The organism is Methylibium rhizosphaerae (assembly GCF_006386545.1).
Lineage (GTDB): Bacteria > Pseudomonadota > Gammaproteobacteria > Burkholderiales > Burkholderiaceae_C > Pseudorivibacter > Pseudorivibacter rhizosphaerae.
Window position 1 is genome coordinate 101,235 of the sequence record NZ_SWAR01000027.1, and the last position, 12,907, is coordinate 114,141.

Annotated in this window: 13 protein-coding genes; 10 read left to right on the plus strand and 3 right to left on the minus strand. The window is 68.3% G+C overall.

Annotation, left to right across the window (positions count from 1 at the left end):
- Nucleotides 1–2 precede the first annotated feature (2 nt).
- The gene (locus E8D38_RS18865; RefSeq protein ID WP_140634363.1) at nucleotides 3–983 is read right to left on the minus strand and encodes a tripartite tricarboxylate transporter substrate binding protein; all 981 of its coding nucleotides are present in this window, start codon (nucleotides 981–983) and stop codon (nucleotides 3–5) included.
- Between the two features lie 195 nt (nucleotides 984–1,178).
- Here E8D38_RS18865 and E8D38_RS18870 point away from each other — a divergent pair, with 195 nt between their 5' ends.
- From E8D38_RS18870 to E8D38_RS18900, 7 genes are all read left to right on the plus strand, one after another.
- Entirely contained in the window at nucleotides 1,179–2,612 is a 1,434-nt protein-coding gene (locus E8D38_RS18870; protein WP_140634365.1) for an FAD-dependent oxidoreductase, read from the plus strand.
- 70 nt (nucleotides 2,613–2,682) lie between these two features.
- Nucleotides 2,683–3,489, plus strand: a complete 807-nt coding sequence (locus E8D38_RS18875) for an IclR family transcriptional regulator (protein WP_140634367.1) — start codon at nucleotides 2,683–2,685, stop codon at nucleotides 3,487–3,489.
- A 25-nt stretch (nucleotides 3,490–3,514) separates the two neighbouring features.
- Nucleotides 3,515–4,810, plus strand: a complete 1,296-nt coding sequence (locus tag E8D38_RS18880) for an aconitase X (protein ID WP_140634369.1) — start codon at nucleotides 3,515–3,517, stop codon at nucleotides 4,808–4,810.
- A gap of 71 nt (nucleotides 4,811–4,881) precedes the next feature.
- Nucleotides 4,882–5,292 (plus strand): aconitase X swivel domain-containing protein, encoded by a 411-nt coding sequence (locus tag E8D38_RS18885; protein ID WP_342779579.1) that lies wholly within the window; start codon nucleotides 4,882–4,884, stop codon nucleotides 5,290–5,292.
- 60 nt (nucleotides 5,293–5,352) lie between these two features.
- A complete protein-coding gene (locus E8D38_RS18890) occupies nucleotides 5,353–6,318 on the plus strand; it encodes a Bug family tripartite tricarboxylate transporter substrate binding protein (RefSeq protein WP_140634373.1) in 966 nt (321 codons plus the stop codon).
- 19 nt (nucleotides 6,319–6,337) lie between these two features.
- Nucleotides 6,338–8,035 (plus strand): dihydroxy-acid dehydratase, encoded by a 1,698-nt coding sequence (gene ilvD / locus E8D38_RS18895; protein ID WP_140634375.1) that lies wholly within the window; start codon nucleotides 6,338–6,340, stop codon nucleotides 8,033–8,035.
- A gap of 6 nt (nucleotides 8,036–8,041) precedes the next feature.
- Nucleotides 8,042–9,013 (plus strand): Bug family tripartite tricarboxylate transporter substrate binding protein, encoded by a 972-nt coding sequence (locus E8D38_RS18900; RefSeq protein WP_140634377.1) that lies wholly within the window; start codon nucleotides 8,042–8,044, stop codon nucleotides 9,011–9,013.
- A gap of 74 nt (nucleotides 9,014–9,087) precedes the next feature.
- On the opposite strand, the gene E8D38_RS18905 is transcribed toward E8D38_RS18900, so the two are convergent.
- Entirely contained in the window at nucleotides 9,088–9,567 is a 480-nt protein-coding gene (locus E8D38_RS18905; protein ID WP_140634379.1) for a VOC family protein, read from the minus strand.
- 265 nt (nucleotides 9,568–9,832) lie between these two features.
- Between E8D38_RS18905 and E8D38_RS18910 the strand changes: the two genes are divergently transcribed.
- The 3 genes from E8D38_RS18910 to E8D38_RS18920 all read left to right on the plus strand — a co-directional run bounded on the left by E8D38_RS18910 (nucleotide 9,833) and on the right by E8D38_RS18920 (nucleotide 12,013).
- Nucleotides 9,833–10,702: an endo alpha-1,4 polygalactosaminidase gene (locus tag E8D38_RS18910; RefSeq protein WP_140634381.1), complete on the plus strand. Its 870-nt coding sequence runs from the start codon at nucleotides 9,833–9,835 to the stop codon at nucleotides 10,700–10,702.
- A 360-nt stretch (nucleotides 10,703–11,062) separates the two neighbouring features.
- Entirely contained in the window at nucleotides 11,063–11,740 is a 678-nt protein-coding gene (locus E8D38_RS18915; RefSeq protein ID WP_140634384.1) for a helix-turn-helix transcriptional regulator, read from the plus strand.
- Between the two features lie 69 nt (nucleotides 11,741–11,809).
- Nucleotides 11,810–12,013, plus strand: a complete 204-nt coding sequence (locus tag E8D38_RS18920; RefSeq protein ID WP_425462793.1) for a hypothetical protein — start codon at nucleotides 11,810–11,812, stop codon at nucleotides 12,011–12,013.
- A 180-nt stretch (nucleotides 12,014–12,193) separates the two neighbouring features.
- Here E8D38_RS18920 and E8D38_RS18930 read toward each other — a convergent pair whose 3' ends face one another.
- A complete protein-coding gene (locus tag E8D38_RS18930) occupies nucleotides 12,194–12,895 on the minus strand; it encodes a GntR family transcriptional regulator (protein WP_140634388.1) in 702 nt (233 codons plus the stop codon).
- Nucleotides 12,896–12,907: the final 12 nt, after the last annotated feature.

Here is a 12,907-nt window from a genome sequence, read left to right on the forward strand (position 1 = left end):
GTTCAGTCAGCCGTGGCGCCGGAAGCCTTCACCACCTTGGCCCATTTGTCGATCTCGGTGCGGATGAACGCATCGAACTCCTCCGGTGAATTGCCCACCGGCGTGAGGCCGATGTCGGACATGCGGGCCTTCACCTCGGGCGACTGCAGCGCCTTCGCCATGTCGGCGCTGATCTTCTTCACCACCTCGCGCGGCGTGCCGCTGGGCACCACCGCGCCGAACATGCTCTGCACGCTGAAGCCGGGCAGCGTCTCGGCCACCGTGGGCACGTCCGGCGCGATGGGCGAGCGCTGCGGACTCATGATGGCGATCGGCTTCATCTTGCCGGCCTTGATGTGCGGCAGCGACGAGAACAGCGGGTCGATGAGCAGGTCCACCCGGCCGGCGAACACGTCGGGGTAGGCCCCGCCGCTGCCCTTGTAGGGCGCATGCAGCATGTCGATGCCGGCCATCGTCTTGAGCAGCTCGCCGCCCAGGTGCATGGAGCTGCCGCTGCCGGGCGATGCGTAGGTGAGCTTGCCCGGCTCCTTTTTCGCCAGCGCGATCAGCTCCTTCACGTTGCCGGCCGAGAGGTTCGGCGAGGCCGAGATCAGCACCGGCGAGGTGGCCAGCATGGTGACGCCGGACAGGTCCTTCAGCGTGTCGAACGGCAGGTTCTTGCGCAGGCTCGGGTTGATGACGTGCGAGGTGACCACCAGGCAGATGGTGTGGCCGTCGGGCGCGGACTTGGCCACGAAGTCGGTGCCGATCACCGTGCCGGCGCCGGCCTTGTAGGTCACCAGCACCGGCTGCTTCCAGATCTCGCCGAGGTTCTTTTCGAGCAGGCGGGCCAGGATGTCCACCGCACCGCCCGGCGCATTGGGCACCACGATGGTCACCGGCTTGGCGGGGAAGCCGGCGCCTTGCGCGACGGACGGCACAGGGGCGGCGGCCAAGGCGGCAGCCAGGGCGGAGGAAGCGAGCAGGAAGGTACGGCGGATCATGCAGGTCTCCAGAGAAGTGATCGCAATAATGATCTTTGCGACCATAAATATCAATCATTGCGGGGATGCTTTGCTGGAAAACCCTAGACAACAGCCGCAATACTGGTCGTTGCGTCCAAAATACTCTTGAACAATTCGAGCGCAGCGTCCAGAATCCACTCATCGACACCAGCCGACCGACCGGAGACGAAGCCGATGAAGACCGTTGAGCGCACCGATGAACGCATCCTGTCGTCGGACATCTTCGAGCGCGAACGCGGCTCTTCGAGGCCCGACCTGGGCCGCTGGTTCGAGCCCGGGCGCGACATCCCGGTCTATCACCGCTGCGACGTGCTGGTGGTGGGGGGCGGACCCTCGGGCACTGCAGCCGCTGCCGCCGCCGCGAAACAAGGCGCCGACGTGGCCCTGCTCGAGCGCTACAACCACCTGGGCGGGCTTTCCACCGGCGGCCTCGTGATCTGGATCGACCGCATGACCGACTGGTCGGGCGAACTGGTGATCCGCGGCTTTGCCGAGGAGCTGTTCGACCGCCTGCCCGCCGACGCGGTGGCTGGCCCCTCGCGTGCCGAATGGGGTTCGCGCGACGCGGCCCGCGCCGGCTACTGGAGCCACCGCACCGCCGCCTATCACGGCGTGGTGACCTGGTCGCCCACCATCGACCCCGAGCGCCTGAAGCTGCTGAGCCAGGACATCGTGCTCGAGCGCAAGGTCAAGCTCATCTACCACTCGTGGGGTTCGTGGCCCATCGTCGAGAACGGCCAGGTCAGAGGCGTGGTGTTCGAAAGCAAGGAAGGCCGCATGGCCGTGATGGCCCGGGTGGTGGTCGATGCGACCGGCGACGGCGACATGTTCGCCCGCGCCGGCGCCGCCTACGACAACGACATCGAGGAAGCCGACGTGCACCACTGCATGAACACCTCGTGGCTCTTCGGCGGCGTGGACATGAAGCGCTGGATCGACTTCAAGACCGGCGAGCCCGAGAAGCATGCGGCCTTCATGCAGGGCGGGCGCGAGCAGCTCGGGCTCTTCGAGCGGCCCTTCGTGAGCTGGCGCAACGACGTCGCGCTGTTCATGGGGCCGCGCCAGTCGGGTTATTCGGCGCTGAACGTCGACGACCTCACCGAGGTGGAGGTGAAGTCGCACCGGGCGATGGCGGCCCACCTCGAATACTTCCGCCGGCATGCGCCCGGCTTCGAGAACGCCTACATGATGCTAAGCGCCCCGCAGATCGGCGTGCGCCATGCGCGGCGGCTCAGGGGCGTGGGCGCGGTGCTGCGCACCCAGTGGCCCGACGGCATTGCGCTGCCCGACGAGGTGGGCGTGAGCCCGGCGGTCTCGCCCAAGTTCCCGAACATCTCCATCCCCTACGGCGCGCTGGTGCCCGAGCGGCTGGACGGCCTGCTGGCCTGCGGGCGCCACATCTCGTGCGACAAGAACTCGCACGGCTTCATGCGCGAGATCCCGCAGTGCTGGATCACCGGCCAGGCCGCCGGCGCCGCCGCTGCGCTGGCGGTGGCGCGCAACGTTGAGCCGCGCGCGGTGGACGTGCGCGAGCTGCAGGCCGCCCTGCTGGCGCAGGGTGTTTTCCTGCGACCCAGCGAAGAAGCCGTGCAGGCGCGGGCCGCCTGAGTCCCCCATGCAAGGCGCCACTACAGTCCCACCCACGGCCGCGCAGGAGCGGCTGCCGAGGACTGCCGACATGGCCGACAACAGCAACACCAACACCAACGAATCCCGTCCCGACACCGTGAGCGCGCTCGAGCGCGGCATCGCGGTGCTGCGCTGCTTCGACGAAGACCGGCGCGTGCTGTCGCCCACCGAGCTGGCGCGGCTCACCGGCATTCCGCGCCCCACCGTCACCCGGCTGGCCACCACGCTGGTGACCCTGGGGCTCATGAAGCAGGAGCACGGCAGCGAGCGGTTCATGCTCGGCCCCGGCGTGGTGTCGCTGGCGCGGGTGTTCCTCGCCGGGCTCGACGTCCGCGCGGTGGCCCGGCCGCACATGCAGCAGCTGGCCGAGACCATGGGCGGCTCGGTGTACCTGGCCGTGCGCGACGGGCTGGAGATGGTGCTGATCGAGGCCTGCCGGCCGCGGTCTTCGATGCTGGCCGCGCGGCTGGACGTGGGTTCGCGTGCGCCCATGGCCAACTCGGCCCTCGGCCGCGCCTATCTCGCGGCCCTGCCCCCCAACGAGCGCGATGCGCTCGTCGAGACCCTGCGGCTGGCGCGCGGCAGCGACTGGTCGGCCCAGAGCGGCGGCCTGCAGCGGGCGCTCGACGATGCGCACCGGTTCGGCTACTGCATCTCGGCCGGCGAGTTCCACCGCGAGATCAACTCGGTGTCGGTACCCATCGTGGGCCCCACCGGCGAGGTGATGGCGCTCAACTGCGGCAGCGCCGCCTTCGTGTTCACCGAAGACAAGCTGCGCGCCGAGATCGCACCGGCGCTGATCGAGATGGCCAAGACCCTGGCTCGGGAGATCGGCGGCCACGTGCCGCACGTCTGAGCCTGCCTGAGGAAGAAGCACCGCGATGCGCCTGAACGACGACGAACAAGCCATGCTCGACGGACGCGACGGCCCGGCGGTGCGGCGCGCGATGGACTTGCTCGTGCGCTACGGCGAGGCGCTGGGCGCCGAGCGGCTGGTGGACACGAACAACGTGACCGGCACCTTTGCCGCCACCAGCCCGCTGATGGTGGCCTTTGCCGAAAAGCACGGCGGCATGGACGCGGTGTTCTCCGAATTCAACCTCGACAGCCCCGAGATCGTGCAGGTGCCGCCGGCCCGGGTGTTCACCTCGCACCTGCAGCTCACGCTCGACCCGCAGCATGCCGAGCGCATGCACGTGCCGCAGGACGTGGTGCGCTTCTATCCGAAGAGCGAGGCCTACACCGCCGGCCGCGGCATCCAGCTCACCCACACCTGCACGCCCTACCAGGTGGGCAACGTGCCCACCCGCGGCGAGCACTGCGCCTGGATGGAGTCGTCGGCCGTCATCTACTGCAACTCGGTGCTGGGCGCGCGCACCAATGCCGAGGGCCGGGAAAGCGCGGGCGCTGCCATGCTCACCGGCAAGATCCCCTACTGGGGCTACCACCTCGACGAGAACCGCCTGGGCACCCACCTCGTGCAGCTCGACATCGAGGTCGAGACCACCTCCGACTGGGGCCTGCTCGGCTACTTCATCGGCGACTGGGTGCAGGAGCGCGTGCCGGTCGTGCGTGCCCGCAACGGCAGGTTCGCCAGCGTGCCCAACCTGGCGCGGCTCAAGCACTTCGGCGCGGCGGCGGCCTCTTCGGGCGGCGTGGAGATGTACCACCTGGTGGGCGTGACGCCCGAGGCGCTGACGCTCGAGCAGGCCTTCGGCCGCAACACGCCGGTGGACACGGTGCACTACGGCCAGGCCGAGCGCCGCAGGACCTGGGAGCAGCTCAACGCGACCGCCGGCGATTCGAAGGTCGACTACGTGATGCTCGGCTGCCCGCACTACACGCTCGAGCAGATCTGGGAAGCCTGCCAGCTGCTCGAAGGCCGCAAGGTGCATGCCCACTGCGAACTGTGGATCTTCACGCCGCGCGCCATCAAGGCACTGGCCGACCAGAACGGCTACACGAAGATCATCGAAGACGCGGGCGGCCGTCTCATGAGCGACAGCTGCTCGGCCATGAGCCGCGGCGTGCCCACCGGCACCCGGGTGGTGGCGCTGGACTCGGCCAAGCATGCGCACTACCTGCCGGCCATTGCCGGCGTGCAGGCCTGGTACGGCAGCACGGCCGACTGCATCAATGCGGCCTGCACCGGGCGATGGGAAGGGAGGTTCGCATGAGCCGGGCAGGACCCTCACCCCACCCCTCTCCCGCAAGCGGGAGAGGGAGTGCGACCCGTGGCGAGGGGGCCATCGTGCTGCACGGCCGCAAGGTGGTGGGCGGCGTGGTCGAGGGCGAGGCCCTGGTCACACGCGACCACATCTCCGGCTGGGGCGGCATCGACCCGCGCACCGGCAGCGTGATCGAAGTGCGCCACGAGCTGCGCGGCCAGAGCTTCGCCGGCAAGGTGCTGGTGTTCCCGGGGGCCAAGGGCTCGTCGGGCTGGTCGGCGATGTTCCATTCCACCCGGCTGCATGGCAAGGCGCCGGCGGCCATGCTGTTCAACGAGATGACCACCAAGGTCGCGCTCGGTGCGGTGGTCACCCATGCGCCGGCGATGACCGATTTCGACAGCGACCCGCTCGAATGCATCGAGACGGGCGACTGGGTCAGGGTCGATGCCGACGCCGGCATCGTCGAAGTGACGAAGAAGGGCCGCTGATCACAGCCAAGGCCCCGCGTTGCCTTTCCACGTTTCAACGGTTCACAGGAGACAAGACCGATGAACAAGCTTTTCAAGGGGCTGGCGGCGGCCACCGTTTCGCTGTGCGCGCTGGCGCTGGCACCTGCCGGCGCGCAGCCCAGGTATCCCACGCAACCGGTGCGGCTGGTGGTGCCCTTCCCGCCCGGCGGGCCCACCGATGCGCTGGCCCGGCTGATCGGCGAGAAGCTTTCGGCGCGCTGGAAGCAGGCGGTCGTCATCGAGAACAAGCCGGGCGCCAACACCACGCTCGGCACCGACGTCGTGGCGAAGTCGGCGCCCGACGGCCACACGCTGGGCATCGTGACCGGCTCCCACGTGATCAACCCGCTGCTCACTTCCAAGCTGCCCTACGACACGCAGAAGGACCTGACCGGGGTGATGCTGCTCACCGGCTTCCACATGGCCTTGTGGGCGCACCCGTCGCTGCCGGCCGGCAACCCGGCCGAGCTGCTGGCACTGGCCCGGCGCGAGAAGGTGAGCTATGCCTCGGCCACCACGCAGTCGTACCTTGCGATGGAACTGCTCAACTCGATGGCCAAGGTCAGGATGGAATACGTGCCCTACAAGGGCAGCGCCCAGGCCATGAACGACCTGATGGGCGGCCATGTGCAGCTGATGATCGACCCGGTGTCGCACACGCTGCTCGAGCAGGCCCGGGCCGGCAAGATCAAGCTCATCGGCACGCTGGGCGCGCGGCCCGCGGAGCTGGCCCCCAATGCACCGAGCTTCGCGACCGCCGTGCCCGGCTACGACTTTTCCGGCGCCTTCGGCCTGGTGGCGCGGGCCGGCACACCGCCCGAGCTGGTGCGCTTCATCCGCGACGAGTTCGCCAGCGTGATGAAGCTGCCGGAGGTGACCGAGCGCATCGCGTCCATCGGCCAGGAGCCGCTCATGTCCAGCCCCGAGGACTACAACGCCTACATCGGCCGCGAGACCACCAAGTGGGCGCCGGTGGTGAAGAGCACGGGCGCCACGCTGCAATGAGTTGAACGGGGGCGCCTTCATGACCTCACGAAAACTGCGCAGCAACTTCCCCCGTGGTTCCTATCTCTGGGCCGTGCGCAATGCGCAATGGCAGGCGATGGGCATTCCTGAAGAAGACTGCGAGAAACCCAAGATCGCCGTGGTGAACAGCAGCAGCGAACTCGCCGCCTGCTACAGCCACCTCGACCAGGTGGCCGCCGAGGTGAAGCAGGCCATCCGGGCTGCGGGCGGCGTGCCCTTCGAGGTGCGCACCGCCGCGCCGAGCGACTTCGTCACCGGCGCGGGCGCCCGCGGCGCCTACATGCTGGCCGCACGCGACCTCGTCACCAACGACATCGAGGTGGCGGTGGAAGGCGCGCAGCTCGACGGCATGGTGTGCCTCACCTCCTGCGACAAGACGGTGCCCGGCCAGCTGATGGCCGCCGCGCGGCTGAACGTGCCGACGCTGCTCGTGCCCTGCGGCTACCAGGCCAGCGGCGAATACAAGGGCCGGCACGTGGACATCGAGGAGGTGTTCATCCACTCGATGCATGCGCTCACCGGCCACACGCCGGTGGACGACGTGATCGGCATGAGCCGCTGCGCGATCCGCTCGCCGGGCGTGTGTTCAGGCCTGGGCACGGCGAACTCGATGCACATCGTGTGCGAGGCGCTCGGCCTGGCGCTGCCCGGCAGCGCGCCGGTGGCGGCGCTGTCGCCCAAGATGTTCGACGACGCGCGCGCGGCGGGCGAGCGCATCGTCGACATGGTGTGGAAGGACCTGAAGCCGCGCGACATCCTGTCGCCCGGCGCGTTTGCCAATGCGGTGCGGGCGGTGCTCGCCATCGGCGGCTCGCTCAACACGGTGAAGCACCTGCAGGCGGTGGCCACGGAGGCCGGCAGCGGGGTCGACGTGTACGGCCTGTTCGAGCGCCTGGGCCCCCAGACCCCGGTGCTCGCGGGCATCCGCCCGATCGGTGAGCGCTTCATCGAGGAGTTCGAGGCTGCAGGCGGCTGCCGTGCGCTGATGAAGCAGCTGGCACCGCTGCTGGACACCACCGCGCTCACCGTCACCGGGGCAAGCGTGGCCGACAACCTGCGCGAGGTGCAAGTGGGCGATGCCGAAGTCATCCGTCCCATCGAGCGCCCGGTGGCGCCGCGCCCGGCCATCGTGCTGCTGCGCGGCAACCTGGCGCCCGAAGGCGGCCTCATCAAGACCGGCATTGCCGAGCGCAAGACACGCCGCTTCAGCGGCCCGGCCATCTGCTTCGGCACCTCGGACCAAGCCCTGGCCGCGCTGAAGGACGGCAGCATCCGCCCCGGCCACGTGGTGGTAATGCGCGGCGCCGGTGCCTGCGGCGGCCCGGCAATGGGCGGTGGTGCCTCGCGCGTGGTGTTCGGCATCGACGGCGCCGGCCTGGGCGATCAGGTGGCGATGCTGACCGACGGTCACCTGTCGGGCCTGGTGTGCAAGGGCCTGGTGGTGGCCGAGGTGGCACCCGAGGCTGCACTGGGCGGGCCGCTCGCGCTGGTGGAAGACGGCGACACGGTGACCATCGACCTCGACACGCGGCGTGTCGACCTCGACGTGAGCGACGAAGTGCTCGAACAACGCCGCGCGCGCTGGCAAGCCCCGGCACCGATGTTCGACCGCGGCTGGCTGCAGATCTACCGCCGCAACGTGGGGCCGCTCTCCAAGGGCGCGGTGCTCGTGAAGGACGACAACCATCAGGAGTGAGACAGCATGAAGGTCAGGCAATGGGTCCTGGGTCTGGCGGCACTCGCCGCCTTGTGCGTGAGCCCGGCGCACGCACAGCAGCCAGCGGCTGCGTTTCCGAGCAAGCCGGTGCGCATGGTGGTGGGCTTTGCGCCCGGCGGCGCGGCCGACGTGATGGCCCGCATCATTGCGCAGCAGCTGGGCCGGCAGCTCGGCCAGCAGGTCATCGTGGAGAACAAGCCGGGGGCTGAAGGCATCCTTTCGGCGCAGGAAGTGCAGCGCGCCGCACCCGACGGACACACCATCCTGATGGGCACCAACACCGCGCTGGTGGCCGTGCCTTCGCTGCGGCCCAACCCGCCCTACGACCCGTTCAAGGCTTTCACACCCATCAGCTCGGCAGGGCAGTTCTCGATGTTCCTGGTGGTCAACAAGAACCTGCCGGCGAAGAACGTGAAGGAGCTGCTCGACCATGTGAGCGCCAACCCGGGCAAGTACAACTCGGCCTCGAGCAACAGCGCGGCCGAGCTCGCGATGCTGCAGCTGCTCGACGGCCGCAAGGTGGTGAACGCCCGCTACAAGGGCGACGTCGCAGCGCTCACCGATCTGGTGGGCGACAACATCCACATGATCTGGACCACCGGCACCTCTGCGCCTGCGTTCGTGAAGGACGGCCGCGCGCGGGCGCTGGTGACGCTGCAACCGCAACGCAGCCCGTTGCTGCCGGAGGTGCCCACGGCCGCCGAAGCAGGGCTGGGTGCCCTGACCATCAAGCCCTGGGCCGGCTTCTTCGGCCCGGCCGGCATGCCGGCGGAGCTGGTGAACCGGTTGAGCGCCGAACTGCGCGCGGCGCTGGAGAAGCCCGAAGTGCGAGAACAGCTGGTGCAGCAGGGCTTCGAGGCCTACGGCATGACGCCGCAGCAGTTCAGCGCGTTCTTCAGGCAGCAGTACGACGGGTTCAACCAGATCGTGCGGGAGAACAACGTGAAGTTCGATTGAAGCCGTGTGTTGCCGGCCCGGGTGCCGCAGGAGGCGCTCGGTCGTGGCGACGTGGTCGGGCCGGCAGGTGAACGTCAGCCGCGCCGGGCCGCCTCGATCGCCGCGATGTCGATCTTCCGCATCTCCATCATGGCGTTGAACGCGCGCTTGGCGGCCGCGGGATCCGGATCGCTGATCGCGGCCATCAGGGCGCGTGGCGTGATCTGCCACGAGATGCCCCACTTGTCCTTGCACCATCCGCACGCGCTTTCCTCACCGCCGTTCTTGATGATCGCGTTCCAAAAGCGGTCCGTCTCAGCCTGGTCATCGGTTGCGACCTGGAAAGAGAAAGACTCGTTGTGCTTGAACTGCGGGCCCCCGTTCAGGCCGAGGCACGGGATGCCCATCACGGTGAACTCCACCGTCAATACATTGCCCTCCTGGCCGGACGGGTAGTCCCCAGGCGCGCGATACACAGTGCCCACCGAGCTGTCAGGGAAGGTTGCTGCGTAGAACTTCGCGGCCTCCACGGCGCCGTTGTCATACCAGAGACAAATCGTGTTCTTGCTGGTCATTTGCTTCTCCTTGGTTGAACAGAAACAAGGCATGCGCCCAAGGCGCAACCCTTGCCGGTGAAGGACCGCCAACTGCACTGGACGGCTCGTTGAGGGTCTGATCACTGGGCACGACGATCGAGACAGACCCAAATCGACATTCCCGGATTCTTTTTTTGGGATCCGGGCATTCCACGCGCCGACTCGCGCTGCCACCGCGTGACCGCAGGCGCCCCGCCGCCCACCGCGAAAGTCTGACGTCAGCTCCGCAGAAACAATGCCCCGAATGAAACCGAATTCGAACGTGTGCCGAGCCTGGGTTGCCGGCGCGCTGGCGCTCCTGATGACCGCGTGCGGCGGCGGTGGAAACGAAGATGCTCCTGCCGGCGATACGGCGAGCCCGGCGGCGAGCCCCCAGCCGCCGGCGGCCGGGGCCTGGGCACCCGCGCTGGCCGACACCTGGCAATGGCAGTTGCACGGCACGGTGAACACGTCGTACGCCGTTGCGGTGTACGACGTGGACCTGTTCGACACGCCGCAGGCCACGATCGATGCGCTCAAGGCCGCCGGCCGCCGCGTGGTGTGCTACTTCTCGGCGGGCAGCTCGGAAGACTGGCGCAGCGATTTCTCGCGCTTCAACGCTGCCGACATGGGCAACCCGCTCGACCAGTGGCCGGGCGAGCGTTGGCTGGACACGCGCTCGGCCAATGTGCGCACCATCATGCAGGCGCGGCTGGACCTGGCCGTGACCAAGCGTTGCGACGGCGTCGAGCCCGACAACATGGACGGCTATGCCAACCAGCCGGGCTTTGCACTCACGGCCGACACGCAGCTGGACTACAACCGCTTCATCGCCAACCAGGCCCGCGCGCGGGGCCTGGCGGTGGGGCTGAAGAACGACGTGGACCAGCTGGCCGCGCTGGAGCCCTACTTCGACTTCGCCGTCAACGAGCAATGCCACCAGCACGGCGAGTGCAGCGGCTACTCGGTGTTCACCACCCGCGCCAAGCCCGTGTTCAACGCCGAGTACGCGAGCAACTGGGTCACCGACGCCACCGCGCGTGCCCAGCTGTGTGCCTCCGCGCGCGCCGCCGGCCTGCGCACGCTGGTGCTGGCCGAGGCGCTGGATGACAGCGTGCGCTTCAGTTGCGACTGAAGCGCCAAGGCTCACTGGCAAGCCGCAGCCAGCGGGCAATGAGCGGTCGGGCCCGACCAGGTATCGATCACTCGCGAACGTGATGACGGCCGAACACGCACACTGCTTGCGTTGACTCCGCCGTGATGTGAGCGCAATGGCACATGGGCACATCGTGGTGCCCCGGCATGCGCGCGCTCAGCTCAATCCACCACGATGTCCAGCCCCTGCAGGTGGAAGTGCCTGGCCGACATGGGCGGGCCGCTGCCGATTGCGCGAACGTGACTTCGTCGGCGTACACGCTCGATCTGGCACAGCACGACTGACAAGTTGCACATCAAAATGTGCATCTGCCGCACCAAATGTCTAGAATACTGGTCAATGAAGACAGACTCCCTGTCCGTTCTCGACCGCCAGTTGCTGCTCCAACTCGGCGACCGGCTCAAATTGCTGCGCAAGTCGCAGGGGCTCAGCGCGGTCGAATTGGCCAGCCGTGTCGGCATATCGCGCACCACGCTCAGCGCGGTCGAGTCCGGCGACCCGGCCCCATCGATGGGCACCTATCTTCGTGTGATGTCGGCGCTTGGTGTGAGCGGCGAGCTGGCGCTGCTGGCTGGCGACACCCTGCAGCCACCGCCGCCAGGCTCGGCCGCAGCGCGGTCGCGGCGCAGCCGCCCCATCGTCCAGGTTCAAGTGACATCGGACTCGTCGCGTCACCGTGTTCAGGATCTGCAGAGCCTGGTACTGCATGAAGCAGCGGTACGCGCGATTCAACAAGACCCGGCACTGCGCGACAAGGCCCTGGAAACGCTAGGCCGCTGGATCCACCACAACGGGAATTCACGGTCCCTGAGCTTGTGGCGTGAATGGCAACGCATCTTGAAGGACAAGACCTGGAGAAAGGTGCTTGGCTCCACCCGTCGGGCTCAGGAACTGCGCCAGGCATCGCCGATCGTGACCATCCTTTCTGAAGAAGTCCGGCAGCAAGTGCTGCGGCAAGTGAACGACCTAAAGCAGGGCGTTGTCTATGGCGACCAGATGGAGCCGCAGCCGCGATGACCAGGGAAGAGCTCGAGCACATCATCCGCGCCAGCGCGGAGGTCACTCAGGCGTACGAGTTCGTCATCGTTGGGAGCCAGTCGATCCTCGTCCAAGGCGGCCGCCGGGCGCGAGAAGGACCGCGAGTTCTGCAAGGCGCTGCTCTCTTACGGGTACGTCTCGCCAGAGCAGGTCCTGCAGCTGGTTGCCCAGATGCCGCTGGACGACAAGGCCATGCGAGCCTTGCGCGCCACCATCCGCCGGTGGGCCAAGGCAACAGCAGGCGAATCGTGATCTTCCGACCGTCGCACCGCAGGGCTCGCCCCGTGCCCGAGCCCGCCGTGTGGGCGCTGCTGCCGGCCGGCGCGGCGGCCCTGGGTGCGCGAGGTTCGCGCCGGCGCGAGGTCACGCGCGGCGCGACAGCCGCTTCAGCGTCATAGACCCGCGGAAGACGCGTACGGGCGCCCCGCCCTCTCAGGCGCCGCCCCCGGGCAACCGGGTCTTCAGGCCGAACAGCTTCCCGTAGCGCAGCCCGATGTACGCGTGCTCGCGCATCAGCATCTCCACCCGCGCCGACTCACGCTGCTCGATGGCCTCGAACACCAGCTCGTGCTGCAGCTGCGCGAAGCGCAGCTTCTCGAACTCGCGGTCGAGCGCCTGCGGGTCGATGATGATCGAGTCGGCCGAGGCGAACGGCAGGTGGTTGTTGCGGGCGATCGCGTCGGCGATCACCGGGCTTTCGGTGGCGTCGACGATGGTGTCGTGGAACACCTTGTTGAGCTGGCTCCACGTGCCCACGTCTTCTTCGGTGAGGTGGCCCTTGGCGAGCAGGTTGCGCCCCTCTTCCACCGCGCCGGCCAGCCGCGCCCGCACCGCCTCGCTCATGCCGCGCTCGGCCAGCCGCCGCGCCGCCAGGCCTTCGAGCACGCCGCGCACTTCGAGCGCGCACAGCACGTCGTGGTCTGAGAACTCGCGCACCACGTAGCCGCGCTTGCCCGTCACCTGCAGCAGGCCTTCCTGCTCCAGCGTGCGAAACGCCAGCCGCACCGGCGTGCGCGACACCCCCAGCGCCTCGGCCACCGGGATCTCGGCCAGGCGCGTGCCGGCGGCGTAGTGCCCTTCGATGATCAGCTTGCGCAGCGTGGCGATCACGCTGCCGGAGTCTTCTGCGGCCATGCCCCTCCTATG

Coding starts and splice junctions, on each gene's coding strand:
- E8D38_RS18865 (WP_140634363.1), bottom strand. CDS start 983: ATGATCCGCCGTACCTTCCTGCTCGCTTCCTCCGCCCTGGCTGCCGCC.
- E8D38_RS18870 (WP_140634365.1), top strand. CDS start 1,179: ATGAAGACCGTTGAGCGCACCGATGAACGCATCCTGTCGTCGGACATC.
- E8D38_RS18875 (WP_140634367.1), top strand. CDS start 2,683: ATGGCCGACAACAGCAACACCAACACCAACGAATCCCGTCCCGACACC.
- E8D38_RS18880 (WP_140634369.1), top strand. CDS start 3,515: ATGCGCCTGAACGACGACGAACAAGCCATGCTCGACGGACGCGACGGC.
- E8D38_RS18890 (WP_140634373.1), top strand. CDS start 5,353: ATGAACAAGCTTTTCAAGGGGCTGGCGGCGGCCACCGTTTCGCTGTGC.
- ilvD (WP_140634375.1), top strand. CDS start 6,338: ATGACCTCACGAAAACTGCGCAGCAACTTCCCCCGTGGTTCCTATCTC.
- E8D38_RS18900 (WP_140634377.1), top strand. CDS start 8,042: ATGAAGGTCAGGCAATGGGTCCTGGGTCTGGCGGCACTCGCCGCCTTG.
- E8D38_RS18905 (WP_140634379.1), bottom strand. CDS start 9,567: ATGACCAGCAAGAACACGATTTGTCTCTGGTATGACAACGGCGCCGTG.
- E8D38_RS18910 (WP_140634381.1), top strand. CDS start 9,833: ATGAAACCGAATTCGAACGTGTGCCGAGCCTGGGTTGCCGGCGCGCTG.
- E8D38_RS18915 (WP_140634384.1), top strand. CDS start 11,063: ATGAAGACAGACTCCCTGTCCGTTCTCGACCGCCAGTTGCTGCTCCAA.
- E8D38_RS18930 (WP_140634388.1), bottom strand. CDS start 12,895: ATGGCCGCAGAAGACTCCGGCAGCGTGATCGCCACGCTGCGCAAGCTG.